This is a genomic window from Pseudomonas sp. HLS-6 TE3448, from assembly GCF_053629555.1.
This window is the reverse complement of the sequence record NZ_JBRJIO010000001.1, coordinates 661,042-686,043: the sequence shown is the minus strand read 5'-3', so window position 1 is coordinate 686,043 and position 25,002 is coordinate 661,042. Positions and strand designations below refer to the sequence as shown.

At 54.0% G+C, this 25,002-nt stretch carries 21 protein-coding genes; 12 read left to right on the top strand and 9 right to left on the bottom strand.

The window, feature by feature from the left end:
- Positions 1–17: 17 nt before the first annotated feature.
- From AB7M23_RS03210 to AB7M23_RS03195, 4 genes are read left to right on the top strand one after another with little or no spacing between them, the layout of a single operon-like run.
- Entirely contained in the window at positions 18–1,490 is a 1,473-nt protein-coding gene (locus AB7M23_RS03210; RefSeq protein ID WP_454240200.1) for a site-specific integrase, read from the top strand.
- Entirely contained in the window at positions 1,483–3,417 is a 1,935-nt protein-coding gene (locus tag AB7M23_RS03205) for a hypothetical protein (RefSeq protein ID WP_454240199.1), read from the top strand. The genes AB7M23_RS03210 and AB7M23_RS03205 overlap by 8 nt, the downstream gene beginning before the upstream one ends.
- Complete coding sequence (locus AB7M23_RS03200; protein ID WP_454240198.1) at positions 3,414–5,456, top strand: integrase; 2,043 nt, start codon at positions 3,414–3,416, stop codon at positions 5,454–5,456. The genes AB7M23_RS03205 and AB7M23_RS03200 overlap by 4 nt, the downstream gene beginning before the upstream one ends.
- Positions 5,457–5,458: 2 nt before the next feature.
- Complete coding sequence (locus tag AB7M23_RS03195) at positions 5,459–5,929, top strand: hypothetical protein (protein ID WP_454240197.1); 471 nt, start codon at positions 5,459–5,461, stop codon at positions 5,927–5,929.
- A gap of 90 nt (positions 5,930–6,019) precedes the next feature.
- Here AB7M23_RS03195 and AB7M23_RS03190 read toward each other — a convergent pair whose 3' ends face one another.
- From AB7M23_RS03190 to AB7M23_RS03165, 6 genes are all read right to left on the bottom strand, one after another.
- Complete coding sequence (locus AB7M23_RS03190; protein WP_454240196.1) at positions 6,020–7,789, bottom strand: retron Ec67 family RNA-directed DNA polymerase/endonuclease; 1,770 nt, start codon at positions 7,787–7,789, stop codon at positions 6,020–6,022.
- 600 nt (positions 7,790–8,389) lie between these two features.
- On the bottom strand, positions 8,390–9,937 hold the full coding sequence (locus AB7M23_RS03185) for a hypothetical protein (RefSeq protein ID WP_454240195.1): 1,548 nt from the start codon (positions 9,935–9,937) through the stop codon (positions 8,390–8,392).
- Between the two features lie 624 nt (positions 9,938–10,561).
- Positions 10,562–11,218, bottom strand: coding sequence for an HNH endonuclease (locus tag AB7M23_RS03180; protein WP_454240194.1), 657 nt, complete (start codon positions 11,216–11,218; stop codon positions 10,562–10,564).
- On the bottom strand, positions 11,218–12,738 hold the full coding sequence (locus AB7M23_RS03175; protein WP_454240193.1) for an AAA family ATPase: 1,521 nt from the start codon (positions 12,736–12,738) through the stop codon (positions 11,218–11,220). The genes AB7M23_RS03180 and AB7M23_RS03175 overlap by 1 nt, the downstream gene beginning before the upstream one ends.
- Before the next feature lie 298 nt (positions 12,739–13,036).
- Positions 13,037–13,435: a hypothetical protein gene (locus AB7M23_RS03170; RefSeq protein ID WP_454240192.1), complete on the bottom strand. Its 399-nt coding sequence runs from the start codon at positions 13,433–13,435 to the stop codon at positions 13,037–13,039.
- Positions 13,436–14,032: 597 nt separating this feature from the next.
- Positions 14,033–15,112: an endonuclease/exonuclease/phosphatase family protein gene (locus AB7M23_RS03165; RefSeq protein WP_454240191.1), complete on the bottom strand. Its 1,080-nt coding sequence runs from the start codon at positions 15,110–15,112 to the stop codon at positions 14,033–14,035.
- Positions 15,113–15,351: 239 nt separating this feature from the next.
- Here AB7M23_RS03165 and AB7M23_RS03160 point away from each other — a divergent pair, with 239 nt between their 5' ends.
- From AB7M23_RS03160 to AB7M23_RS03150, 3 genes are all read left to right on the top strand, one after another.
- Positions 15,352–16,101, top strand: a complete 750-nt coding sequence (locus AB7M23_RS03160; protein WP_454240190.1) for a DUF2076 domain-containing protein — start codon at positions 15,352–15,354, stop codon at positions 16,099–16,101.
- Positions 16,102–16,195: 94 nt separating this feature from the next.
- Positions 16,196–16,675: an NYN domain-containing protein gene (locus AB7M23_RS03155; RefSeq protein ID WP_099775881.1), complete on the top strand. Its 480-nt coding sequence runs from the start codon at positions 16,196–16,198 to the stop codon at positions 16,673–16,675.
- 19 nt (positions 16,676–16,694) lie between these two features.
- On the top strand, positions 16,695–17,300 hold the full coding sequence (locus tag AB7M23_RS03150) for a 3'-5' exonuclease (RefSeq protein ID WP_065760937.1): 606 nt from the start codon (positions 16,695–16,697) through the stop codon (positions 17,298–17,300).
- Here the strand turns inward: AB7M23_RS03150 and AB7M23_RS03145 are convergent.
- Positions 17,297–17,755 carry an Lrp/AsnC family transcriptional regulator gene (locus tag AB7M23_RS03145; protein ID WP_102051680.1) on the bottom strand — a complete coding sequence of 153 codons (459 nt, stop codon included), beginning with the start codon at positions 17,753–17,755 and terminating at the stop codon, positions 17,297–17,299. The genes AB7M23_RS03150 and AB7M23_RS03145 overlap by 4 nt on opposite strands.
- A 149-nt stretch (positions 17,756–17,904) precedes the next feature.
- Between AB7M23_RS03145 and yedA the strand changes: the two genes are divergently transcribed.
- A complete protein-coding gene (gene yedA / locus AB7M23_RS03140; RefSeq protein WP_099775879.1) occupies positions 17,905–18,837 on the top strand; it encodes a drug/metabolite exporter YedA in 933 nt (310 codons plus the stop codon).
- 98 nt (positions 18,838–18,935) lie between these two features.
- Entirely contained in the window at positions 18,936–20,267 is a 1,332-nt protein-coding gene (locus tag AB7M23_RS03135) for a DEAD/DEAH box helicase (protein WP_454240189.1), read from the top strand.
- Between the two features lie 48 nt (positions 20,268–20,315).
- Here AB7M23_RS03135 and AB7M23_RS03130 read toward each other — a convergent pair whose 3' ends face one another.
- Together AB7M23_RS03130 and AB7M23_RS03125 are read right to left on the bottom strand one after the other, a co-directional pair.
- Positions 20,316–21,554, bottom strand: coding sequence for a TIGR03862 family flavoprotein (locus AB7M23_RS03130; RefSeq protein WP_454240188.1), 1,239 nt, complete (start codon positions 21,552–21,554; stop codon positions 20,316–20,318).
- A gap of 149 nt (positions 21,555–21,703) precedes the next feature.
- Positions 21,704–22,615, bottom strand: a complete 912-nt coding sequence (locus tag AB7M23_RS03125) for a histone deacetylase family protein (protein ID WP_065760940.1) — start codon at positions 22,613–22,615, stop codon at positions 21,704–21,706.
- Between the two features lie 96 nt (positions 22,616–22,711).
- Between AB7M23_RS03125 and AB7M23_RS03120 the strand changes: the two genes are divergently transcribed.
- From AB7M23_RS03120 to AB7M23_RS03110, 3 genes are all read left to right on the top strand, one after another.
- A complete protein-coding gene (locus tag AB7M23_RS03120) occupies positions 22,712–23,281 on the top strand; it encodes a GNAT family N-acetyltransferase (RefSeq protein ID WP_065760941.1) in 570 nt (189 codons plus the stop codon).
- A gap of 75 nt (positions 23,282–23,356) precedes the next feature.
- A complete protein-coding gene (tesB, locus tag AB7M23_RS03115; protein WP_065760942.1) occupies positions 23,357–24,226 on the top strand; it encodes an acyl-CoA thioesterase II in 870 nt (289 codons plus the stop codon).
- Positions 24,223–24,822 carry an HAD family hydrolase gene (locus AB7M23_RS03110; RefSeq protein WP_065760943.1) on the top strand — a complete coding sequence of 200 codons (600 nt, stop codon included), beginning with the start codon at positions 24,223–24,225 and terminating at the stop codon, positions 24,820–24,822. The genes tesB and AB7M23_RS03110 overlap by 4 nt, the downstream gene beginning before the upstream one ends.
- The last annotated feature ends 180 nt before the right edge of the window (positions 24,823–25,002 follow it).

Sequence of the window (25,002 nt, the reverse complement as noted above, 5' to 3'; positions counted from 1 at the left end):
GAGAAGGGGAGGTACCCATGTCCTATGTTAATCCGCTTCACCAAGGCCGAATCATTCTTATCTCGCATCTGCGTGATGCCTTCGCCAATCTATATGTCCATGAAGCCCCAACAGATTCGGCCACCTTGGGGCTCGAAGGGGATGGCTCTAGAATCATTTTCCAGCTCGATGAAGTCGGCGGCTCGCATGATCGGGATTTGTTCAATTTCCCGTTTTTATTTCACGCGAACGGCGATCCCTGGCACGAAGCGAACGATTATTTGCTCAGCCTCATGCATGACAAAACTCCGCTAAATAGGCGTACTGATGACATCCGGCGTCGTGCAAGCAAACTGCTTGATTACCTCCTGTTTTGTGAGGGTAAAAATCTAGATTGGAAAGACTTTTCCGGTGCTCGACCTCCGCATCGCCCTACCTATAAATACTTTTATCACCTAATTAACGAAGGTCATCGCAGTAATCAGGTGATCAATCAATATACCGCTGCTGTTTATCACTTTTACAAATACGTTTCCGAGCATTGGCATGATCTTGACATCAAGCGTGTCGATACGATCAAGCAGGTACGGTTCATGGTGCAAGGTTCTAAAGGCTACAAGGTCGTAGAAGCAGAAAAGCGCAGTCAAACGCGGCGCACGGCGCCGGTTAGTTCTGTACCGCTGGGGTTTGTGCGGGAAGATGGCGATGATCTCAGGCCTCTTTCCAATCGTGAGTTAGGTGCGTTTCTTGCCGCCATTTGCAAAGAAAAAGAATGGTCTGTAGTTGAGCGATTGATCTTGATGATCGGGCTAATGACGGGCGCCCGCAAGCAAACCGTTTTGACTATACGCTTGAAGCATTTGAAGGGCTTTACAGGGGACAGGCTGCAGCCTGAGGGTGCCTATAAATTACATGCCGGCCCCGGCACAGGTATTGATACGAAATACGACAAACCGCAAGTCCTGTACGTTCCGAAGCAACTTGCCGAAGAACTGGTCACGCTTTCCGAAAGCCCTTTGATGAAAGCGCGGCGAAAGAAATTCCGCGCTCAGTTAGAGGCCAGTCATCCCGGCCTGTTGATGGCCGAGGACGATATGTATTTGTTTCTCTCCGATCAAGGCAACTGCTATTACATGGCCGAAAGCGATCCGCGCTATACGATCGTGAAGTCGCCGCAAACAGGACAAGTAACGGACACAATTAAGCGCAAATTGATCCAAAAAGCCTCTAGCCCATTTCCGAAAGACTTTTCATATCACTGGCTGCGAGCGACCTATGGTTATCAGCTTTACCAGCGCTTGCAGCCATTGGTTCAGGAAGGAGCGATGAAGACTGGCGAAGATATCGACTTTATTCAAAAGCGCATGCACCACGAGTCCAGAGAAACGACAGAGAACTATCTTAAATTGTTCAAGATGACTCACGAAAAGGTCATTGCCCAAGAGATTTGGGAGGGCAGGTTGTTCAATGGCGGCTACGCGACGCTGAAGGTGGAGGCGCACGGTGAATAGTCGTCAGCAATTCCAGCATCGTCCAAATACGCAGATTATTACGCTAAGTGAAGTCACCCATGAGTTTGCCGAGCCTGAGCGTTTGCGCTTGCAACTGTCTCCGAAGGTGATGAAGAAGCCGTTTGATATCGGAAGTTTCGCGTATGTCATTCGTGGCGAGAATGAAAGCGTTTGGGATGATCGAGGCACTCCGGTAGTGATTGGGTCTTTTGTTGAAAACCGCCGTGAACTGGTTATGAGGCTACTTGAGTCCTTGGTCGGTCTGCGTGATTCGAGTGTCCGAGCGCGATTGAGAATTATCGAATACTTTATCGACTGGCTGAACGCGCAAGGCTACAGAGAAGTGTTTTCCAGTGCACCGCAAGCCCAGGAGGCCTATCAAAACTATACTGCGCACCTGAATCATCAAATAGTCCATCAGGCATGGAAGCCTAGAAGTGCGCTAAATTATCAGCGCAATGCTTCCATAGTTATTGAACTGGTTTATCCAGAAGACAGCCACAATATTCTCGCGGGTGCGGTCAGGATAATTGCGGAGAAGGGCTCTGAAGCAGCCAGCGGTGCCCATGTTGAAGTGTACCGGGACGCTTGTTTGGCCATTGCCCGGCAATGCAGCGCTTTCGTCCTGAACAGGCAGCCCTATCCCTTCGTTGTGAATATCAGGGATTATGAGGTGGTTGGGTTTCCATCCAACCATGGTTGGGTTGGCCCATTCAAGGAGTCGCCGTCTTCATATAATGCCGCCGAGCGACGGATTGCGACGTTCGAAGAGTGGAGGGCAGCTAGCGAAAAAAAGGGGCGAAGGCGACTCTATAAATCGGAAGCAGAGCACGATCTAGCAGCCGCAAAGGCGAACTTGGATTCGGCCAACGAATATGAGCGCCACTGGCACCGACTTCAGGTAGCAGGTCTTGCCGCGAAAGCCTATGCGAATATTTTCGTGATGATCACAGGCGCTACTCCGACCGAGTTTGACCAGTTTAGATATGCAGACGCGCTCGAAGTTGAGAAGTCTCCAATCACGAAAGAGCTATCGGCCGTAAAGTTCCGGGCGGGCGGGAAAGCAACTCTCTACAACATCGGGCGGGACACGGGTTTGCCGCTGCTCAAGGAGTACCTGAAGCTTCGTGAGTGGATTCTGAATGGCGCGACACATGAGGGGTTGTTCTTTACGATGCCCGCGACTGGCGAACGAGTAAGTACCGATCACGAGTTTTCTGATTTTAAGACAACTGAAATGATGTCTCGGTTCTTTAGGACCGTCAGCGGCAACTTCCTCGACCCTAAGGTGAAGATTCTTTCTCCGCGCAAGATGCGCAAGCACAAGAGCCTGGGGATGCACACCGCTGGCGTGTCGCCGTCCATGGTAGCGGCAAACTTGAATCACAGCGGGGCGGTGAATCTTTCGACTTATTCGGAGGCTACGCCTGAGCAGCAGGCAGCTGAGTTCGGACAGTTCTGGCGGGCCATGCATCATGCCGCTCAAGTCGTGCGTGAACGCAGCCAGAGGCCCGCGAACGGAGAGATCGCGATGGCGACGGGCCACTGTGACGGGTTTAATCAGCCTATCCCTGTGCACGATTTTGGGGCTGTTGCAATAGCGCCGAACTGCCGCAGCCAGTACGGCTGCTTGTACTGCGAGCACTATATCTGTCACAGCGATGAAGAAGACATACACAAGATTGTGAGCTTGCAGTATGTGATCAATGCGGTGCGTAAAGCAGCGCCGGATGCGGCACATGCTGAAGCGCTCTACAAGGAATTATCCATCCGAATCGAGTTCATCCTTGAGGCGCTTGGCGAGCGTTCGGATGCGGTGAAGCAGTTGGTCGAAGTGATCAAGGCTAAGGTGTTTAAATACGGTGAGCTCACGATGTTCTGGGAAAACCGCCTGAGCCGTTATGAAAAAATGGGAGTGGTGTTTTGAACACTGTTGTCCAGTCCATTGGCAGTCTTTTTATCAGCGATCGGTTTCTGCCGGCTAATGAGCCAGATAAAGCGTCGCAACTCCTCGGCAAACCCGCGCCCGATTTCGTTCTTTGTCGTGATGAGAGCGGCAACGCCACGGCGGTATACGGCGAGCCCGTTTGGGACTTTAACCCTTACCGGCTGAGTGCAAACAAAATCGCCCGAATACTTTTTGATACGGTGCTTGATGAAAGTGGGCCAGAGCAGCAGGCGCTGATAGAAGAAGCCAAATATCTGCTGTTTTGCATTATCTATTTTGCAGGTGGCGGGCGAAGAGGTGGACTAAGTGCAAGCACATTGAACCAGTATTGGGTCGTGCTGCGCGTGGCCATTCAGTTCTGCTATGAGCAGAAAGAGAAGCCCATGGTAGGCGTACTGTACTTACATCAGCTCTTTACCGTGCCGGTTTATCTGGGGGCTTTTATTGGCCAAAGTAGCTTTAGTAAAAAGGTTCTTGCAGGGATTTTGCAAGGACTGGCCAGGGTGGGCGAAGCACAGCTGGGTTATGCCGTGCTTAATCCCGACCACTTTGACGGCGAGCGGCCCGACTACAAGCAGTATCCGGTCATTCCGACTCAAATCTATTTGAAGCTCATCAATCTTACCGGCGACCTGCTCGATCAGCTTTATCTAGGTGTTGGACGTTTCGATGCCTTTATCGCCTGCTTTGCTGATGAGTATTACGGTATCACTTATGTCCGTCAGAGATGTCTGGGTGTCGGTGGTAAGGCACACTGGCGACCCGACATGGCGCAAGCGATCAAGGATCACGGTCTGACCTCAGTGTTTGCCGGTGAGTTTGAGTGCTCTCATTTAAGGCGCCTGCAACGGGTCTTGGTCCAGATGCAGGATGTGGTGAAAACGGTGATACACCTCTACACAGGCATGCGCGATCAGGAGGTGATGCGTATGCCGTATAACTGTTTTTCCGATCAAGTAGTCAGGCAGGCAGTTGTCGATGATCAGGGCATCGAGCGTGATAAGGCGCAGTCAGTGAACGTGTTCTCGACCACCACGAAGTTCACCGGCTACAAGAAAGAAGGCACATGGTTCGCGCCGGGGGAGGTCGTCAGGGCGGTCGAAGTCGCCCAGGCGATCTGTCGCGGCCTCGCCAAACTCTACCAAATTGAGTTGGATGCCCACTGCCCGCTGTTTCTCAATCCGTCCGTTCTTTGTTATACGCGGAACAGAGCCGAGGTTGGCGTGACGAATTTTAACAATTCACGAGGAATTGCTCTGCTCCGACTGTTGATCAAGAAAGAGGACTTAGAGGAGCTGGGGCTGAGCGATCCTTCTCGGGACTTTTATAATGAGCCAGCGTTTGCTGTCGGCCAGCCCTGGCCGTTGACAAGTCATCAGTTTCGGCGCTCGCTGTCATTCTACGGTAGCAGTAGCGGTTTTCTTTCTTTGCCGACGTTGCGGGTGCAGTTCAAGCACATGACGATTGAAATGGCGCGCTATTATTCGAATCACTACGATAACCTGCGCACCGTTTTTGGCTACTACGACGACAAGAAGAAAGATTTTGTGCTGCCAAGCAATCACTTCGCCTTCGAGTATCAGATGGCCATGCCCATGTCGGTGGCGAACCAGTTGATTGCCGATCTTCTGTTTTATGAGGAACCGCTGTTCGGCGGCACCGGCTCGTACATGGAGAAACAGAAAGAGCGAATTAAGTCGGGTGAGATTCAGATTGAGGATGTGCGCGCTGACACCGAACAACGGGTAAAAAACGGTGAAATTAGTTACCGGCCGACGTTGCTGGGTGGCTGTTCAAAGGTGGGCCGCTGTGACTCTTTCTTGCTCGGTGACTACACGGAATGCCTGTCATGCGTGGGCGCGATCATCAAGCCCGATAAGCTTAATGTGGCGATTAAGGATGCGACGGATGAGTTGTGCAGCTACGCAGAAGGCTCGGGCGAATATCAAATTGTGAAGGGCGACATTGAACGTTTAACCGCCTTCAAAGCCCGCCTGATTGACTCAGTGGAGGTTTAACGATGAAGTCTGGTGACGGAACAAGCAAGGGGTTGAGCACTTGCGAGGAAGCCTTACAGCGCCTCTTGGTTGGGAAGCCTATTGTGCCTGAGCATGTGGGCTTAGACTTGTCGAAACTCACCGCCAGCATAGTTAGTCTGGAAGCTGGATTTGACCGTGGCTACTTGAAGAAGTCACGTAAAGCGCATTTACCGCTACTGGCTCAAATCGAGGCGGTTCGGGCAGAGGCCAGCAAAGGGACGGGGTCATCGAACGGCAAACAGATCCGGCAGATGGAAAGTCAGCTGGCGACGCTGGAAAAAACGCTGTCAATCGCTCAGATACAGCGTGATAACGTGCTGGCTCAGAATATGAAGTTGTGGCACCGGGTGCGTGAACTGGAACACTCGATGGCTGATAGCCGCTCGGACCGCTCGCCGAAGGTCGAACCCATGCCGCGTAATAACAATGACATGAGCTTCACTTCGGCGTGAGCTTACTCGAAAGTTTCCGTGTTGACGGGGTATTACGGCAACACCAGTCAGCTAATAGGCTCAAAATCGTGAGCAATACGGAAATGCAACTCAGGATTTCGTCAACGCCATCGTAGCGAAATGCTCAATGCACTGCACCAATCTTTTCAGTATGATATTGAAACCTGAAAAGTCGATCTCATTCCTTTTGGGAGTCACTACTTTCGTCGCAAAAAACTCTTTTCCATATTCCTTCATGGTATCTATTTTATTCTCTTTGTTGAAGGTTTTCTCACCAAGCTTAGTATCCCTGACGCTTTGAGGAAACAAATCCTCAATAGAAGTCTTCGTCCCACTTTTCGCCAATGGAGTAAGAACAATATAGAGATTGTGAACTACGTGAATGAACTCGGCTTTTCTGAAATCATTGGCAGCCAAGCCAGAAGGGAAAATAGTTGGCTTATACTTATTGCCCTTCAAAATCCCCTCGATTGCGTTAAATCCATCATCGTTATCGAGGATTAGTATAACGGGGCGCGTCGGAACTGGAGCTTTGTAGGAGTTGAAATGAGAACCAAACTCGGCGACAAACTTTTTTAAATAATCAGTTCCGCCTGCAAGCTCAAGCAAAAACTTAGTGCGGCCAGTGTAGTTAATGAATTGAACAAGCAATTCATATGGTGCAGCAACAGTTTTTGGCCTAACCAGCTTAGGGTAACCAACAGCCAGCCTATTGATTGCTGCTTTCAGATATATATTATCAGTCTGGCCTTCGCAGACAACCGTTGGCTTAGCATTACCATAGAAATATTTATAGTAAAGGAAGCGACTCAGCGTGCGTTCACGGCCACTCAATAGTTTCCGCGTATTAGAGCCATGATTTGAAGGCTCGTAATTGGGATTTAGAATAGGCTTATTGCGCTTCCTATTAAAAAAATCAATCTGATCTATAAAGTTCAACTTACCTTCAAGGGCAAAAATATTTCCCTCCGTTGGAGTTCCAGACACATCCTCCTTGAAGGTTCCAGTATTAAAAAGCGAATGACACTGCGATCGCACAGTTCTCCAATATTCGCTCTTAACTCCTGGCTTCCGATTTACGATCAGCCCCGTTACATCTTGACGCGAATCTTTGTATTGAATTCTTGTTTTCGGATGATTAATCTCAAATCCAGCGCGCTTAATCTCTAATTGCAACCGTTTACCTGGGGTATAGCTGCTAGCCCCCTCCGCCATTATGGTCGAAGGAAACTCTTTCTCGCGGCTCGAAATTGTTATATCGTCAGCATATCTAGTATATATGCAAGAGTTATCTTTCGCCAGAGATGCCAAGCGGATATCAAGTGCGTGCGTTATCAAATTTGTGATAACAGGCGAACACGGGCTTCCTTGAGGGAGTTTATTATCATAGCAAGCAATTTGTGCAATTACCGTCGCGACTTCAGGATGTAACTGGAAATTCCTGTTGGCGATAAAAAAGCCTCGAACCCTACCAAAGTTAAAGCCATCAAAAAAATCTTTCAAATCAATGTTTAGAACGTTTTTTCTATTTAAATGCATCACTGAGTTCGTCAGAATTGAACGATCTCGGACAAAGCCATGAGCAAGAGTAGACTTAAACTTCGGCCCGTTTGACTTTTCAATTTCTTGAGCGCAGTCTTGCAGTAAAGTCGAAAGAGCTTTCTGAATGGACTTCAATTCGTCGGATGGTGCGTGGATAGTGCGGTCACCACCGCTTTTTTTACGAATAGTGAAACTCTTATACTGAGTTTCAGGTCTCAATCTGTAAAGAACGTTAGTGAGATGAGAAGAATCAATTTTCAGCAGCAGGGCAAGATCTGGTTTAGTTCTTGCTGCGCGTAGATCGTCAATCTTCTTCATTACTCACTGCTGCCATGCCGGAAAATGAGGTGGCTTACGGGCACTCTTACGCATTACCAGGACCGCGAAGAATCGCTAAGTCATCTCAAGGGCAATCCTTTCGGACAATTTTTTCACTGATCGCGATGCGCGACCCAAAATCTGCCCGTAAACCGAAGTCGGAGCCTATCAAAAAATTGGATCCAATTGCAATGCTGGCGGAGAAAGAATTTTACCTTGCAATCGTCCGCCACTACCTTCCTGCTGCGCCGTAGCAGTTTCTGCTTAGGAAGGAGAATTCATGTTGTGGGCTTCCCAGTTGTTGATCTACTAGCTTTGAGTGGTATAGGACTCTTAGAACGTCTTCGAAATTTGAGCTTCCTATGTGATCGAACAAAGTAAGGCTTTGTTGGTTCAAGGGGGTCTCGATATTCTGGCTTTGAGCGACTTGATAAAGGCTGTTGAATCGTACACACGTGATTACCGATTGCATCGTACTTGGCCAGGAAGGTCAACCGCCTATGTGTTTTCAGAATGCTCGGTCGGCTGATCGGTATGGAGCGGTTGCGGTAGGTCGCTTTGGGCTGCAGTCAACCAACAGCGGTCAAGCCTGATTCAAAATTAGATGCCTTTTTTCGGATAGGTTGGTGTTCTGAAGTATTTGCTCAAGCCCATTAGCCACCTTGGGTCTACTTTTTTTCCTACAAGATTTTGTATCGTCGCAGCCTCATAGTCGGCGCCTGCTAAGTCAACACCCTTACGAATTACTCCATTATCAATGTAAACGTACATGTGCTCGTACAGGTAATCACATCCCATAAGGCACAACGGCATGACAATATACGGGTCGAGCCGTTCTGCATCGTTGCACTCTGCACGATTTTTCTTATGTGCGGCAACTAAAGTGCGAACGCTGTAGTTGCAGTTGCAAAGGGCGCATTGTTCTTGTTCTTTATCTTCAAAGAGCCAGGCTTGGAGTATTGTCTGTTCTTTACGTGCGTTTTGCTCTACGGTGTTATCCGTTCCTGTATCTAGCAGCTTTCTCAATCTGGATAAATATGTATCATAGCGTTCTAAAGAAGGTGAGTTAATAGTATCGGTTTTTCTAGGGGCGATAAGGCTGTAAGTGTAGTGCTGCCTTCCGTTGCTTTTATCCACAAACACCAAAGGTGAAGAGCTTATTGCCTTTAATATGTGGGCCGCTCCATACCCTTTTAAGTTCAAGTAAGACCGGAGTTCTGGAAATTTAGCTAGTGCATGCCCAGAAAAATAGGAGAAAATATCCTCATCTATCTGATTTAGTTCGGTAGTCTCCCCTTCAAATTTTAATAGGCCGGAATTATTTTTGAAGTAGATTGAGCTTTCAAGGTATTCCTGAATTATTTCTTCTGGTGGATATGGGTGCTTGTGAGTTCTACCATCTAAAGCGTTTCGATACGATGAAGCCAGGCGTTTAGATTCGCAAGAATTAACAGCTGAAAATATTTTCTCGCTGTAGTTTATGATTGTATTATCTTTATTTTCGAAGAGATACCAAAAATGGTTGCCGTCATTTTTTATCCATGCAGTTGGAGTTGATGCGATAATTTCTTTTACGTGCTCGTACTCGCTTCCTAAAAACTCTGATATATATCTTAAGTTTGCGATCCCGCAGCGACCTGGTAGATCCTTTGCCGATTTCAGTGCGGACTCTATTCTTGCTAGATTAGTTTTTTTGATTATGAAGGTTTCTTGGCTTGACTCTATCGAGGTTCGTGTTGCCTTTTTTAGTTGTGGGGTGTAAATGTCGAATTCATTTTCAAGCCCTACATCTTCTGCTAAGTTGAATATGCCTTTTACGCTAAATGTTGCGCCTACCAATCCATGGGTCGAAATTACAGATTTGAATTCGGAAAGAGCCCAAAATGCTTTAGATTCTAGTATGTTCAAAACTTCACGCAATGCTTTCATGCTTTCAGGGGCTACATGGCTCCTGAACTTGGCGTTTAGCAGTTGCCTAACTCGCTCCCTAGTTCCAATGTTAAATTTCTTGGCTGTCTCATCTAGGGTGGGCCAAACTGAATCATTAAATCCATAATAATGGTTGACAATCTCGATGTCTCTCGCCTTGTTGGAGCCATCCTTGATTTGGCTACTGAGGAAAGCCAATAGCTCATTTTCTATGCTCATTATTTTCTCTCTATTGTTCACGACGAGGGTCTTCGATTCTGCCCGATTACTCTCACTTGTGAGTAGCAGCCTAGATTGTCTCCGGCCTGTGGTGACCGGCGCCTGCCGACTCAGTACAGGCCCGTCGCGGTGTCTACGCAACGAAGGGCCATTAAGGCTGATGTCAATCCACGATGAATTTATTAGGTCTTATAGAGAATTTTAGGAGCATTATCCGTCAATCCTGTGGCAGTGCCTCATTGCTTTATGTCAATCCAAAGCAGAATGTTTGACAGTCAAGCATTGTCACAAGATCACCGTCAAATAGCCCGTTTTTCAAGGTCGTAGACCTGTCGAACTCTAGGGTGTCAAGATGCTGTCGATGACCATTGGCCCGATGATCCATTGGTTGCGGAAGCCACCGCAAAAGCCAAGCCTAGAAAGACTTAACGTAAGTGGTAGATGACTGCATGCCTACCATGACGTTGATGTTGATGTTGATGTTGATGTTGATGTTGATGTTGATGTTGATGTTGATGTTGATGTTGATGTTGATGTTGATGTTGATGTTGAATAGTTTGGCTAGCCAGTCGCATCACGATAGGCCTGTCGTGATGCGATAGGGGCTCGATCCTTTTTTCAGTTTCACTGCGGAGCAAAGTCAACATTGACGGTGAAGCTCAAAAAGCCAAGAAGTTGAGATATCTGCTGGGGAGTTGAGTTGGGAGGGCACTTGTTTAGAAAATCGTTTACTTCCTTGGTGATGCCGTAGCTAAAGTCTTTCCATTCCCCATATTCATACGAGAATCTTATTAGGTCGCACATTATGAAGGTCTCTTTGCCTTTGTGCTTGTTTTTCGGGCGATGAAATACTTTGCCCGCAATGAAAGCTACTTCCATATGTTCGGAGTAGGTGTCAAGGTGCGGGTGAATTATGGCGAATGAGTCTTTATCTCTTGGGTAAGCAGACTTGCCGTTTAGAGGGGCTATTAAGACGCTTTTGTCATGTTTGCTCAAATTGCATTCTTTGCAAGCCAGCGCGAGATTTAGTGGCTCAAATAAAAAACGTGGATGCTCTGACTTAGGGATTATGTGTTCGACGTCCCAAGTCAAGCCATGTTTTTCTCGCTTGAGCATTCGGCAGTACGCGCAGACGAAACCTTGTTCTTCAAGGTAATGATCGCGAATGGAAGCTCTAAGCGGAATAATTGGCCCTGTTGTAGAGTTCCAAATACGATGGTTTACCCCATCGTATGCCTCTACAAATGTGAGGTCTGCACCTGTGAAGGCTATAGGTTTCATCAATACAGAGCCTCAAGCTGTCCGATGAGGTGATATACCGGGTCGGTGTCACTCATTTTGTTTTTGATCAGCAGAAGCTTATGGATTGTTTCTTTGTCTTCTAGTTCTAGTTGTTCGCGGCGAGTTATTTTTGTAAGAAGAAGGAGAGTTATTCGGAGTAAATATTCGTTGTTTTGCCCTGGGGAATGAAATATTTCTGCAAGTTGGAAATCTGCGGATCGTTTGGCGTACTCGTAAGAGTGATAAAGTCTTTTTTCTTCCAGGTTGAGCACGTAGCCGCTTTCGGTTGCGAGGCCGGACACTAACTGTGGGGAGTGAGTCGCGATTATGAAATGACAGCCATAGTAATCAGAGAACACTTCTTGTAGCTGTTTGACAAGGTTTGATTGCCATTGAGGGTGTAGACTAATTTCTGGCTCATCGATGCAGATTAATGATCCATTCTGAATTGAGCCCGCAATACCAAGCATAATGGTCAGCATACACTGCTGCCCTGAGCTTGCCTGGCTTAGTCTTAGTCTCGATTTCTCATTTGATTTGATCAGGGTTACATCGTAAATTTTTACGAGGCCGACCTTCAAGAGTGGTACTAAATCACTCAGAATTTCTCGATCTATTCCTGAGTCAAGGCCCCAAAAATTAAGTTCAATATGATATCTTTTTTGCCGCCTTAGTGTTTCATGAAATTTTATGCGATGGCTGTCGATAAACGGAATGTATTCTTGCTCGCCTGCCAGATATTCAATGAGGTCAGGATGGCAGCTCAGGTATAGTTCGTTCCTCTCCAATTCGCTTAATTTTTTTAACTGCTTCATATCCAGGCTAAGCTTGAGGTCGAGATAAGGAAAGAAGCCGAGATAATCAAAAATCTTCGAGAGCTTGTGCGTATTTTGTTGACCTTTTAATAGGCCATCTATTAGGGAAGCAATGCTGCTAGGCACGCTGCTTCCATGTGGTCGCTCTGTACCTATGTAGCTATAGCTCGATGACGCCAACTCTTTTTTAAACTGGCTTGAGTTTGGAAATCTATCGTGCCGCCCCGTGGATACAGCAATTACATGAGTAGGTGACCAAGTCGAACCTTTTGAAGGCATAACCTCCCCACGCCCATAACTGAGTGGTTCTTCAATTAGGTCGTCAGGATCGAAGTACGAGGATGTTAGCTCATTCTGAGAATACAGCGCATGCCATATGTCCGGATGAACATTTGAGTTTGCAGGTATTTCTATATCAGTATGCTTGTGGCTTGAGTAGTTGTTATTGTGATTGGAATAGAAAAGCTGGTAGTTGGGGTGGCGCTCACTAAATTCAAAATACTCTTTGGTTTTGGGGCGAAAGTGCTCAAGATCTTTGTCGGCAAAAATATAGTTGCTGACGATTTTTCTCAATAGCCGACTTTTGCCCACCGCATTCTGCCCAACAATCATCGTGTAAATGTTGTCACGCATGTTTGTGAGTCGATTGTCGGTCAGCGGCACCCAGAAACCATCAGCCTGAACTGAATCAATTTGAAATCTCATCAATGATGATCCCTATCTATTACCAACCTAGCCATCATCGCCTTCCGTTAGCCTGGAAAGCTTATTCAAGACGGCAATATGCCACTGCGGGAACGCTATCGCTAGCGTATCAATAGGTCACACCGTGCTGCTGTGGGCGCTGGACTGTTTTCTTACGGCCTGGACAGCTTGCCGGCATGGGTGGGTGGTGATGCGAGCCGGCAGGTTGCAGATGCGATCTAGAGCTCAGAACGTTGTTGGCTTGGAAGCGAATGTGAGGCGATGAATGTTTGGATGATGAGCTTTGACGGTGCAGAATTCACTGGCACCAAGGGCCCCAGGTTGACGGGTTGTCGACGTTCTCGATGCTCATGCAGAGCTCGCTCTGCATATCTTGGAATACGCGATCCAGGCTGGGTAGGGCCTGAGATTCTCTAAGCGCATTCACGATTTGGAGCAACTGCCTGCCCTGGGCAACCGGCATTCGAATGTTGCAATAGACTGTATCGTCCTTTTCGTCCTGCATTGCCATCTCCAGGTTGGTTGGGGCGTGCTGCCTGCGGCAGACCGGCTGTCGTGAACCGAGCCGCAGCAAGCTGCGTCTCGGCCCTGTCGGGCTCACATCCGTCACAGCGCCACGACCAAGACCCTTGCGGCCTCGGTTCTTGCCCAATCGAACAAAGAGCGGGCTCAAGCCAACGGCGATCACGAGGTGCATACCAGTTCGTGCATCTACTTGCCGGCCCCCCACAATCGTCTCGACCTCGGCTACCACACGAGCTGTGTGAGCGCAGTGCGTCAAGCTCGCAATACGTACCAGCAGTCGAATGGCTGCCGGACGTGCGCCTCGGTGTGCCACACCCAATAGGCAAAGTCGTGAACCTCTGGTTCTGACTATTGGGGCTGCCGGCGCCTTCTTGGGGTGGCCCCAAAGTTCATCGCTGTAGGACTCTTCAGGAGTTTGAATCGTGAGCTCTTTGGTCTATTGCACCTTTGACCTGAAGTATCCGTCGTCCAGCCTCGTTGGCTCTACCGGCTTTCCATGCGAATGAGGAAAGGTGTCAATGGTCTGCAGAGAGCAGGAATGGAGGGTGATTTCGGGGTGTCAATGGTGATGGCTGGGTAGGGTGATTTCAGTCAATCACTGGAGCTAGAATTGACAGTCAACCACCGTCGCACCCCGATTGAGCTAGGCCCCGGTTTTTCTGGGGGCAGGGGGTGTCAATCTTAAGAGCAGTCATTTGGTATCAGTGACTATTGGCCCGATGACCCATTGGTAGCCGAAGCCACGGCGCGAGCCAAACCGCGCAAATAGTCAAGGCGCTACCGGCAGCAGCAGGCGAGCGCTCACAGGAAGGTGGTCGGAGATTTCCAGGGTGTCCTGCTGCAGCACCTGTGCGCTTACACGCGTGAGCTTGGGGCTGTGGAACAGGTAGTCGAGGGTTCGGTCCGGAGCGCTCACATTGGGGTCGTTGGGATAATGGGTAAGCCAGCGGGCGCGATCTACACCGCTGGCCTCGGCATTGCTGGGGATCATGGGGTACGTGTCCCAGAGCAGGTGCAGGTCGCTGTCAGCCGCGTACAACCCGCGTTGCTGGGGCGTGAGGCGCCGGTACTGTCCGAGTGGCAGCATGTTGAAATCCCCTCCAATCAACCATGCCGCGCCTTGGCGTTCCAGGCTGCCAAGTTGTTTAACCAGCGCCTGAACCTGTTGGCGCTGAACATCATTCTGCGTTTCATAGTGCGCCAGGCGGGTGTTGAGCACCGCCAATTGGCCGCCGTCACGCAGTGGCAGGTAACTGGCCAGCACCGCGTGCTGGGGCTGGAGCAGGCGACTCAGTGCATTGCTCGCGGTTGTCGGCAGTTGCAGGCGTTGAGCCTTGCTGATCGGGTAACGGCTCAGGGTTGCCAGGCTGCGGCCAACACTGCCGAAAACATGCCAGTCCGGGACAAACTCCGCTTTCCAGTCGTAGGCCTGTACCGCACACGGATAGAGGTCGACCAGGCGTTCACGCAACAACGCCAGTTGATCGTGATAGCCCGTGGCCTTGGCATTGTTGTCCAGTTCCTGGAGCAGAACGATATCGGGTTGTTCGGCACGAATCACGCGGGCTACCTCGTCGAGGTTATGCGCGAGGTCTTCAGCGGTGGGCCGTGTATCGCTGCCGCGTCCTTCGTCGTACCAGAAGACGTAGCGCTTGCCGGCCAGGTACTGCACGTTCCAGGTCATGACCTTGAGTGCCTGACCAGGCACCAGCGGCGTGCTGCTGGCCGTACAACTGACGGGCAGGTCTTCGCGGGGGGCAGGTTGCCAGCTCAGGTGTGAGGCCAGCGTCCAGAGCAGGGCAATGGTCAGTAACAGCGTAAGCAGGGTATTGCGCAGTAATCGGATCATCGGCGCGGCTTGGCGGGTTCCGGGTGATGCCTGAGCATACCCTAGCTACGGGGTCTCTACCGTTGGTCAGAAAGAAATACCGTGCACTGAAGCGAACGTGGGGTAGATTCTTTAGTCCATATCGCATCCCCGAGGGCCATTGACCTGAAAAAAGTTTCATCCTTCAGGTGCATTGAATCACTGGCCGCGGCCCTTATTTTCAGTGAGTCTGTTTCTCCAGTTATCCAACGAGGTTGTTCATGAACAGCGAAGAGCAAGCCCTGATCGATGGCCTGTTTGCCAAGCTCAAGCAGGCTGAGGCCACGTCTGCGCCACGAGACGCCCAGGCTCAAGCGCGGATCGCCGAGCACCTGCAACAGCAGAGTGCGGCCCCGTACTACATGACTCAGGCAATTCTGGTTCAGGAGGCTGCCATCAAGCGCCTCGACGAACAGAACAAGCAGCTGCAAGCTGAACTCACCCAGGCGAAGGCTCAAGTCGCGGCGACGACCCAAAGCAGCGGTGGGTTTTTGTCCGGCATCTTCGGCAGCGGCACCCGACAGCCTCAACCTCAACCGGTTGCCAGTCAGCCAGTCTCGCCTCCGCCCACCAGCACTGGCGGTTGGCGCGAACCGGCTCCGGCCAGTTCGTTCAACGCGCCAGGTGTCGCGCCGCAGCCGCAAGCGTATGCACAGCCTGCTGCTGCGCCAGCCCGTGGCGGTGCCAGCAGTTTCCTGGGTGGTGCCTTGCAAACTGCCGCTGGCGTTGCCGGTGGGGTGATGCTCGCACAAGGCATCAGCAGCCTGTTCAATCATCACTCGCAGCCTGAAACGGTGACCGAGGTGATCAAGGAAGAGCCGGCACCGGCCAGCGACAGCGGCTGGGGAAGCAATGATGAGCAACGCTTGACCGCCGACAATAGCGGTTATGGCAATGATCAGGGCGGCTTCATGGGCACCGACTACAACGACGATGGTGGCTTCTTCAGCGACGACGACTCCTACGTCTGAGCCGCGAGTACCCGCATTCGCCCTGGGGCTGGCATACTGTGCGCCGAAACGGCTGACACAGGTGGCCGGTCCCTGGGCGTAATGAGGAAGTACGGTGAAGAAAATCGCAGTGTTCGCCGATGTGCAGAACCTCTACTACACCGTGCGCCAGGCCTATGGCTGTCACTTCAACTATGCCGCGTTCTGGGCTGATGTCAGCCAACACGGGCAGATCGTCGAGGCCGTTGCCTATGCCATCGACCGTGGTGACAGCAAGCAACAGCAGTTTCAGCAGATCCTGCGCAACCTCGGTTTTACGGTCAAACTCAAGCCTTACATCCAGCGCAGCGATGGCTCGGCCAAGGGCGATTGGGATGTGGGCATCACCCTGGATGTGATGGATGCTGCCGCACGGGTTGATGAAGTGGTACTCGCCTCGGGCGATGGTGACTTCGACCTGCTGCTTGAACGCATTATCAGCCGTCATGGGGTCGAAGCGGTCGCTTATGGCGTGCCGGGGCTCACCGCCAATTCACTGATCCGCGCCGCCAGTCGCTACGTGCCCATCGAAGGCGAGTTGCTGCTCAAGCATTGAGTTCAAACCAGAGGTTCTTGTGGAACGTATCGCTGTCATCGACTTTGAAACCACCGGTATTTCCCCGGGCCCCGGTTGCCGCGCCACCGAGGTGGCCGTGGTCATGCTTGAAGACGGGCGTATTGTCGAGCGTTACCAGAGCCTGATGAATGCCGGGCTTGCGGTGCCTGCCTTTGTCGCCGGGCTGACCGGTATCACCACTGCCATGCTGCGCAGTGCGCCGCCGGTCGCCAAGGTCATGAACGAGGTCGCTGAGTTTGTGGGCGACACGCCATTGCTGGCGCACAACGCGGCCTTCGACCAGAAGTTCTGGGATTACGAGCTGGCACAGATCAACCGTCAGCGTACCCAGCACTTTGCCTGCTCGATGTTGCTGTCCCGACGCCTGCTGCCAGCCGCGCCGAACCACAAACTGGGCACCCTGACCCGCTGGGCTGGCTTGCCGGACACCGGTACCGCTCACCGGGCCATGGCCGACGCCGAGATGGCTGCCAACCTGGCTCAGCACCTGGCCGATGAGTTGCGTTTGCGCCACGGCGTGAGTGCAGTCTCGCACCCGTTGTTCTGCAGTTTGCAGAAAGTACCCGCGGCGAAAATCGCCGAAACGCTCAAGCGCTATCGCTAGGCTTTTTTCGCCGGGTTATCCAGCTGCCCCAAGGGCACGCGCCGTTCGACCGCACTCGAGAGAATGATCGAGGTCTTGCTGAAGCCGAACTGGGCAACCCGGTTGATCAGGTCTTCCAGTTCCGGCATCGAGCCGACAGCCGCCTGCATGATCACGCAGGGGTCGCCCGTGACCCGGTGGCACTCGGTGAGCTGAGGGATCTGCGTCAGCGCCTCGTAGGCCTGTTGATTGCCGTGGCTGGCCAGGCGCAGTTCGATCACGCACTGGATAGGCAGGCCTATCTTGCTCATGTCGACCTTGGCTTGATAGCCGGTTATTACTCCGCTGGCTTCCAGTTTGGCCACCCGCTCGGCGACCGCCGGTGCCGACAGGTTAACCTTGCGGGCCAACTGAGCGAAGGACGCGCGGCCATTTTCCAGCAGCGCGGCGAGGAGCATCCGATCGTATTTATCCATGGTGCGAGAGATCTTTTGAAAAGAAGGTTATGGGCCTGAACAACCTTTGTTTAGAAACTGTTACGGCACTATAAACAGGTTTTGTAGCTTAAGTTTAGTTGGGCTGCTTTCTAAACTAATCCCCTTACTTACTCGATTTCGAGCCTGCCATGCCTGCCTCTCGTCGCTTTCCACTGTTATTGATCGGTGCCTTCCTCGCGTTGTATCTGGTCTGGGGCTCGACGTACCTGGTGATTCGCATCGGTGTGGAGTCCTGGCCGCCGTTGTTGATGGCGGGGGTGCGTTTCATGATTGCCGGTACCTTGCTTTATGCGTTCCTGCGCTGGCGTGGGGTGCCCGCACCGACCTGGCCGCAATGGCGCGCGGCGGGAGCGATCGGCGTATTGCTGCTCAGTTGCGGTAACGGAGGCGTAACGGTCGCCGAGCATGCCGGGGTCGCCTCCGGGGTTGCGGCCTTGGCGGTTGCGACCGTGCCATTGTTCACACTGTTGTTTGGCCTGTTGTGGGGGCAACGCAACACGCGTCTGGAGTGGGCAGGGATTCTCCTCGGGTTGCTGGGTATCGGTTTGCTTAACCTGGGCTCGAACCTTCAGGCGAGCCCGCTGGGTGCGGCCCTGATTCTGTTTGCGGCAGCCTCCTGGGCATTTGGTTCAGTGTGGAGCAAAAGCCTGCCACTGCCTCAGGGGCCGATGGCCAGTGCGGCGGAAATGCTGGTGGGTGGCTTGGTGTTGTTGCTGGGTAGCGCACTCAGCGGTGAGCGCATGACGCAGATGCCGACCGCTGCGGGTTGGGGGGCATTGGCCTATCTGGTGTTTTTCGGCTCGATCCTGGCCTTTAGCGCGTATATGTACTTGCTCAAGCATGTGCGCCCGGCAGCGGCCACCAGCTACGCCTACGTCAACCCGGCAGTGGCGGTGCTGCTGGGCATTGTCTTTGCGGGCGAGCAGATTGGCTTCGAGGAGTGTCTGGCGATGGCGGTGATCATTGGTGCCGTCGTGCTGATTGGTGTTCCTCAGTGGCGTAAGCCGAGTGCCGCCAGCGTTCCGGCTGTCGAGGTGGGCAAGGAAGCGTTTTCCAAGTAAAGGGGGCGTTGTGGCTGTTTTGACAACGGCGTGCTGCATGCCGGGACGTCGAACAAGGTAAACTGCCGCCATTGCTGAATTCCCCTGACGGTATTGCCATGACATTCGCCAAACTTGGCCTGATTGAACCTTTGCTGCGCGCGCTTGAGCGCCTCGACTACCACTCGCCGACGCCGATTCAGGCGCAAGCCATTCCGGCAGTGCTGGCCGGGCGTGACCTGATGGCGGCCGCCCAGACCGGCACCGGCAAAACGGCCGGTTTTGCCTTGCCGCTGCTGCAGCGCCTGACGATGGAAGGTGCCAAGGTTGCCAGCAACTCGGTGCGTGCGCTGGTGTTGGTGCCGACGCGTGAACTGGCCGAGCAGGTTCACCGCAATATCCAGGACTACGCCGAACACCTGCCGCTCAGCACCTATGCGGTGTACGGCGGGGTGAGCATCAACCCGCAGATGATGAAGCTGCGCAAAGGCGTCGACCTGCTGGTTGCAACGCCTGGGCGCCTGTTGGACCTGTTTCGGCAGAATGCACTGAAGTTCAATCAGCTTCAGGCGCTGGTGCTGGATGAGGCCGATCGCATGCTTGATCTGGGCTTTTCCGAGGAGCTGCGGGCGATTTACGCCGTGTTGCCTAACCGTCGCCAGACCCTGCTGTTCTCGGCCACCTTCTCCGACGAGATTCGCCTGCTGGGCGGGCAGATGCTCAATGAACCGCTGAGCATCGAAGTCAGTCCGCGTAACGTTGCGGCAAGCACGGTCAAACAGTGGATTGTCCCTGTGGACAAGAAGCGCAAGCCAGAGTTGTTCATCCACCTGATGCGCAAGCAGCGCTGGAAGCAGGTGCTGGTGTTTGCCAAGACCCGCAATGGTGTCGATCAACTGGTGGAGCGCCTGCGCGGTCAAGGCGTGAATGCCGACGGTATTCACGGCGACCGTCCACAGGCGACACGCCAGCGGGCACTGGACAGCTTCAAGGCCAATGAAATCCAGATCCTGGTGGCGACCGATGTGGCCGCCCGTGGCCTGGATATCGACGACCTGCCGCTGGTGGTGAACTTCGACCTGCCGATCGTGGCTGAAGACTACATTCACCGCATTGGCCGCACCGGTCGTGCTGGCAACACCGGTGAAGCGATCTCGCTGGTGTGTGCTGATGAAGTGCAACTGCTCTCGGCCATTGAAACCCTGACCCGCAAGACCCTGCCGCGTCACGAAGAGCCGGATTTCGCGCCAGAGCACCGGGTACCGGTGACCGACGCCAGTGGGCAGATCCTGAAAAAGCCAAAGAAGCCGAAAAAGCCGAAAGAGGGTGGTGCCAAGCGCAGCCTTGGTCGTTGGCTGGACAGCGGTGAAACGCCTGCAGCCGCACCACAGGCCAAGCCTGTACGTAAGGTGCCGACCTTCAACACCGGCCCGCGCAAGCGCAAGCCGTAATCGCTCGGTCATCGTGTGCGTCGGCGTTGCCGACGCTACACGTGTGGCTTATGGGTGCTTCAACCACTCCAGCATACCCAGCCCGGCCCGACGCCCACTGGCAAAGCAGGCGGTGAGCAGATAGCCACCGGTGGGCGCTTCCCAGTCCAGCATTTCCCCCGCGCAAAACACCCCAGGTAACTGGCGCAGCATCAAGTGTTCGTCCAGCGCTTCGAAGGTCACCCCGCCAGCACTGCTGATGGCTTCGTCCAGTGGGCGAGGGCGCACCAGCGTGACCGGCAGCGCTTTGATCGCACGAGCCAGTAGCAGCGGGTCGGCAAAGGTCGTTGGGGCGGTCAGCTCGCGCAACAGGGCGGCCTTGACCCCGTCCAGGCCCAATTGGCTGTGAAGGTGTTTGGCCATTGAGCGCGATCCACGGGGCTTGGCCAGTGCGGCGGCAATGTTATCCACAGGCTTGTTGGGCAACAGATCCAGTAGCAGCGTGGCATGGCCGTCGCGGTTGATGGTCTCGCGGATCTGCGCCGACAAGGCATAGACCAGGCTGCCCTCAAGGCCGAGTTCAGTGACCACGCACTCGCCCAGTCGCGGCGCTTGGCCTGGCAGGCTCATGGCGATGTTTTTCAGTGGCGCACCGGCAAACTTCTCTTTCAACAGCGCGCTCCAGGCCTCGACCTCGAAGCCGCTGTTGGCCGCCTGTAGCGGTGCTGTTTCGATGCCTTGCGCTTTCAGCCAGGGCAACCAGGCGCCGTCTGATCCGAGCCGTGCCCAACTGCCGCCACCGAGTGCCAGCAACACCGCATCTGGTTTGAGCGCTAGCTCGCCCTGTGGGTAACTCATGCGTAAGCTGCCTTCGCTCGTCCAGCCGAGCCAGCGGTGACGGGTGTGGATAACCACACCGCTGTCGCGTAAGCGCTTGAGCCAGGCGCGTAGCAGGGGCGCGGCTTTCATGTCGCGGGGGAACACCCGGCCGGAGCTGCCGATGAAGGTCTCGATGCCCAGGCCGTGAATCCACTGGCGCAGGGCGTCTGCGTCAAAGTCGTCGAGCAGCGCCTTGATCGCGTCGGCACGCTCGGCGTAGCGCGAGACAAAGGCCGGGTAGGGTTCTGAATGGGTAATGTTCATGCCGCCGACGCCGGCCAGCAGGAACTTGCGGCCCACCGAGGGCATGGCGTCGTAAAGGTCGACTGCAATCCCGGCCTGGCCGAGCACTTCGGCGGCCATCAGCCCAGCCGGGCCGCCCCCGATGATAGCGACGTGTGGGCGGTGCGGGTGAGAGGTCTCAGTCATGGTGGGCTGCAGGCGATTGAAAAGAGCCGGCATTCTACCTGAGGCGGGGGCCGGGAAACACTGTACAAAAAATGATCGGCATTCTGCAGGCCACGCCGATCAAGGGCTGGGCTGGCTTTCACTCAGGTTATCCACAGGCGGTTCCACAGTCATTGTGGGTAAAGTACCCGGTGTGCGCTGTGGTGCAGAATGCCGTGGCGCCGTGCCAGGGCCTGGCGATCCTTGCTGTAGCCGCCGCCAATCAGGCCAACCACCGGGATATCACGTCCCAGGCAATGGCGCAGCACGCATTCATCGCGGGCGGCAACCCCCGCGTCGGTCAGTTGCAGGTAGCCCAGGGCATCGTCCTTGTGGACATCGACCCCCGCGTCGTAAAGCACCAGGTCAGGCTGGTACAGGGGCAGCAGGTAGTTCAGTGCGTCCTCGACCACCCTCAGGTAGTCGGCATCGCCCATGCCCCGAGGTAGCGGAATGTCCCAGTCACTCTGGGCCTTGCGCGCCGGGAAATTCTGCTCGCAGTGCAGTGAAACGGTGATGGCGTCCGGTGTATCGTGAAGAATGCGTGCGGTGCCGTCGCCCTGGTGAACATCGCAATCGAAGATCAGGACGCGATGCACGCGCCCGGCTTCCAGCAGGTAACGGCTGATCACGGCCAGGTCGTTGAAAATGCAGAATCCGGCAGGATGGTCATAATGAGCATGATGGGTCCCTCCCGCCAGGTGGCAGGCGATACCGTGCTTAAGTGCCTGTTCGGCGGCCAGCAATGAGCCGCCGACCGCCCGTACGGTTCGACGTGCGAGTGCTTCACTCCACGGCAAGCCAAGGCGGCGCTGGTCTTCTCGGGAAAGTGCGCCGTCCATGTAGCGCGCGATGTAGTCGCGATCATGGGCCAGCGCGAGAATCTCGTTTGGGCACAGCTCGGGGCGCAGCAGTGCCTGATCGGTAGTCAGCCCACTGTCGATCAGGTGGTCGCGCAACAGACGGAACTTGTCCATCGGAAAACGGTGCTCGGCGGGAAAGTCCGGGCTGTAGTCGTCATGGTAAATCAGGGGAAGGGGCATGGCAGCTTCGCGACGAGATCAAGCCTTGATCTTGCCAGTTGTGGGGGTTGCGGTGCCAGCGTTGTACAGGCATAGCGGTAGAGAGAGGAACAGGCCATGACCCCCATACTGGAGCTGGAAAGCGCGCGGCTGGTGTTGCGCCAATGGCAGGATGACGACTTGCGCGAGTTTGCTGCGATGTGTGCCGACCCCCAGGTAATGCGCTACTTCCCGGCGCCACTGACGCGCCTGGAAAGCGCTGCGCTGATTGGGCGCCTGCGTGGTCATTTTGCGGAATACGGTTTTGGTTTGTGGGCGCTGGAGCGCAAGGACAGTGGTGCGTTTATCGGCATGACCGGCCTGCTCAACGTCAACTTCAATGCGGGCTTCGCTCCTGCGGTGGAAATCGGTTGGCGCTTGGCGCGGCGTCACTGGGGGCTAGGCTTTGCCAGTGAGGCGGCCTGGACCTGCCTACGCTGCGCGTTCGCACAGTTGGGGCTGGAGCAGGTGGTTTCATTTACCAGCGAAAGCAACCTGCCGTCGCAGAAAGTCATGCAGGCCATCGGCATGCAGGCTGACCCTGACAGCAACTTCGAGCACCCGAGAATTCCACCGGGGCATCCACTGCGCCCGCATGTTCTGTACCGGATCAATCGGACGCAATGGCAAACGACCCTGCGCGGGTGAATCACCGAACATAACGGCCAGCAATGACAAACCCTGTATCATTTGGCCACTGGGCATTGCTTTGGAGAATCTCGAATGAGCCACGTGTTGGACGATCTGGTCGACCTGCTGAGTCTGGAAGCGATCGAGGAAAACCTGTTTCGTGGGCGTAGCCAAGACCTCGGCTTTCGTCAGTTGTATGGTGGCCAGGTACTCGGCCAGTCGCTTTCCGCCGCCACCCAGACCGTAGAAGAAGCACGCCATGTGCATTCGCTGCACGGTTACTTTCTGCGCCCAGGCGATGCATCGATGCCGGTGGTGTACTCGGTTGACCGTGTGCGTGATGGCGGCAGTTTCAGCACCCGGCGGGTAACGGCGATCCAGAAAGGGCAGCCCATCTTTACCTGCAGCGCTTCATTCCAGTACGACGAAGAAGGGTTCGAGCATCAGGCGCAGATGCCGGACGTGGTCGGCCCGGAAAATCTCCCGTCGGAAGTGGAAATTGCCGAACGTATGGCCGAGCACATACCGGAGCAACTGCGCGAAAAGCTGCTCTGCGCCAAGCCGATCGAAGTGCGCCCGGTGACCGAGAAAGATCCGTTCAACCCGCAGCCAGGTGACCCGATCAAATACGCCTGGTTCCGTGCCGACGGCAACCTGGCTGACTCGCCGGCATTGCACAAATACATCCTCGCCTATGCGTCGGATTTTGGCCTGCTGACCACCTCGTTGATGCCGCATGGCAAATCGGTCTGGCACAAGGACATGCAACTGGCCAGCCTTGATCATGCCTTGTGGTTTCACGGCAACCTGCGCGCCGATGACTGGTTGCTGTACGCGATGGACAGCCCTTGGGCGGGCAATGCCCGTGGTTTCTCGCGCGGCAATATCTTCAACCGTGCTGGGCAACTGGTGGCATCGTCGTGCCAGGAAGGGCTGATTCGCCATCGCAAGGACTGGGCATGAACCTGCACCACATTCGTCATTGGGTGTTTGACATGGACGGCACCCTGACGGTCGCCGTGCACGATTTTGCCGCCATCCGCGAAGCGCTGGACATTCCCGCCGAAGACGACATCTTGACCCATCTGGCGGCCCTTCCAGCAGAGGAAGCCGCCGCCAAGCATGCCTGGTTGCTGGAACATGAGCGTGACCTGGCTATCGCGTCGCGCCCGGCGACGGGGGCGGTTGAGCTGGTACGTGAATTGGTCGCGCGCGACTGCCAGCTAGGCATCCTCACCCGTAATGCCCGTGAGCTGGCGCATGTCACGCTGGAGGCCATTGGCCTGGCGGACTGTTTCCCCGTGCAGAGCATTTTGGGCCGTGACGAAGCACCCCCCAAGCCGCATCCGGGAGGGTTGCTCAAGCTGGCCGAGGCCTGGGATGTCTCGCCGAACGAGATGGTCATGGTGGGTGATTACCGCTTTGACCTCGACTGCGGTCGTGCGGCAGGTACACGCACCATTCTGGTCAACCTGCCGGACAATCCCTGGCCAGCGCTCACCGACTGGCATGCGGCGGATTGCCGGGCATTGCATGCCCTGCTGCGCACTGGCTTGTAGGTTCAGCGCATCCGTTGTATCGGCAAAAAGCGATCTGATCTCCTGAGTTTTCCCCTCGCTCCTGCAGCGCTCGTTTCGCCCGGCATATGTCGGGCGAAACGAGCCGCCCCTCAATGAAACCGCTCTATATCAAGTGTTACAGGCCGTGTCTGTGTATGGCGTTTCGCCTTATGTGGGGGT

Excerpts from the sequence above, each read along its gene's own strand:
- AB7M23_RS03175 (WP_454240193.1), bottom strand. The coding sequence starts at position 12,738 with ATGAGATTTCAAATTGATTCAGTTCAGGCTGATGGTTTCTGGGTGCCG.
- AB7M23_RS03170 (WP_454240192.1), bottom strand. The coding sequence starts at position 13,435 with ATGCACCTCGTGATCGCCGTTGGCTTGAGCCCGCTCTTTGTTCGATTG.
- AB7M23_RS03165 (WP_454240191.1), bottom strand. The coding sequence starts at position 15,112 with ATGATCCGATTACTGCGCAATACCCTGCTTACGCTGTTACTGACCATT.
- AB7M23_RS03130 (WP_454240188.1), bottom strand. The coding sequence starts at position 21,554 with ATGACTGAGACCTCTCACCCGCACCGCCCACACGTCGCTATCATCGGG.
- AB7M23_RS03145 (WP_102051680.1), bottom strand. The coding sequence starts at position 17,755 with ATGGATAAATACGATCGGATGCTCCTCGCCGCGCTGCTGGAAAATGGC.
- AB7M23_RS03185 (WP_454240195.1), bottom strand. The coding sequence starts at position 9,937 with ATGAGCATAGAAAATGAGCTATTGGCTTTCCTCAGTAGCCAAATCAAG.
- AB7M23_RS03120 (WP_065760941.1), top strand. The coding sequence starts at position 22,712 with ATGACCCCCATACTGGAGCTGGAAAGCGCGCGGCTGGTGTTGCGCCAA.
- AB7M23_RS03195 (WP_454240197.1), top strand. The coding sequence starts at position 5,459 with ATGAAGTCTGGTGACGGAACAAGCAAGGGGTTGAGCACTTGCGAGGAA.
- AB7M23_RS03160 (WP_454240190.1), top strand. The coding sequence starts at position 15,352 with ATGAACAGCGAAGAGCAAGCCCTGATCGATGGCCTGTTTGCCAAGCTC.
- AB7M23_RS03135 (WP_454240189.1), top strand. The coding sequence starts at position 18,936 with ATGACATTCGCCAAACTTGGCCTGATTGAACCTTTGCTGCGCGCGCTT.
- AB7M23_RS03190 (WP_454240196.1), bottom strand. The coding sequence starts at position 7,789 with ATGAAGAAGATTGACGATCTACGCGCAGCAAGAACTAAACCAGATCTT.
- AB7M23_RS03180 (WP_454240194.1), bottom strand. The coding sequence starts at position 11,218 with ATGAAACCTATAGCCTTCACAGGTGCAGACCTCACATTTGTAGAGGCA.
- tesB (WP_065760942.1), top strand. The coding sequence starts at position 23,357 with ATGAGCCACGTGTTGGACGATCTGGTCGACCTGCTGAGTCTGGAAGCG.
- yedA (WP_099775879.1), top strand. The coding sequence starts at position 17,905 with ATGCCTGCCTCTCGTCGCTTTCCACTGTTATTGATCGGTGCCTTCCTC.
- AB7M23_RS03110 (WP_065760943.1), top strand. The coding sequence starts at position 24,223 with ATGAACCTGCACCACATTCGTCATTGGGTGTTTGACATGGACGGCACC.
- AB7M23_RS03210 (WP_454240200.1), top strand. The coding sequence starts at position 18 with ATGTCCTATGTTAATCCGCTTCACCAAGGCCGAATCATTCTTATCTCG.
- AB7M23_RS03125 (WP_065760940.1), bottom strand. The coding sequence starts at position 22,615 with ATGCCCCTTCCCCTGATTTACCATGACGACTACAGCCCGGACTTTCCC.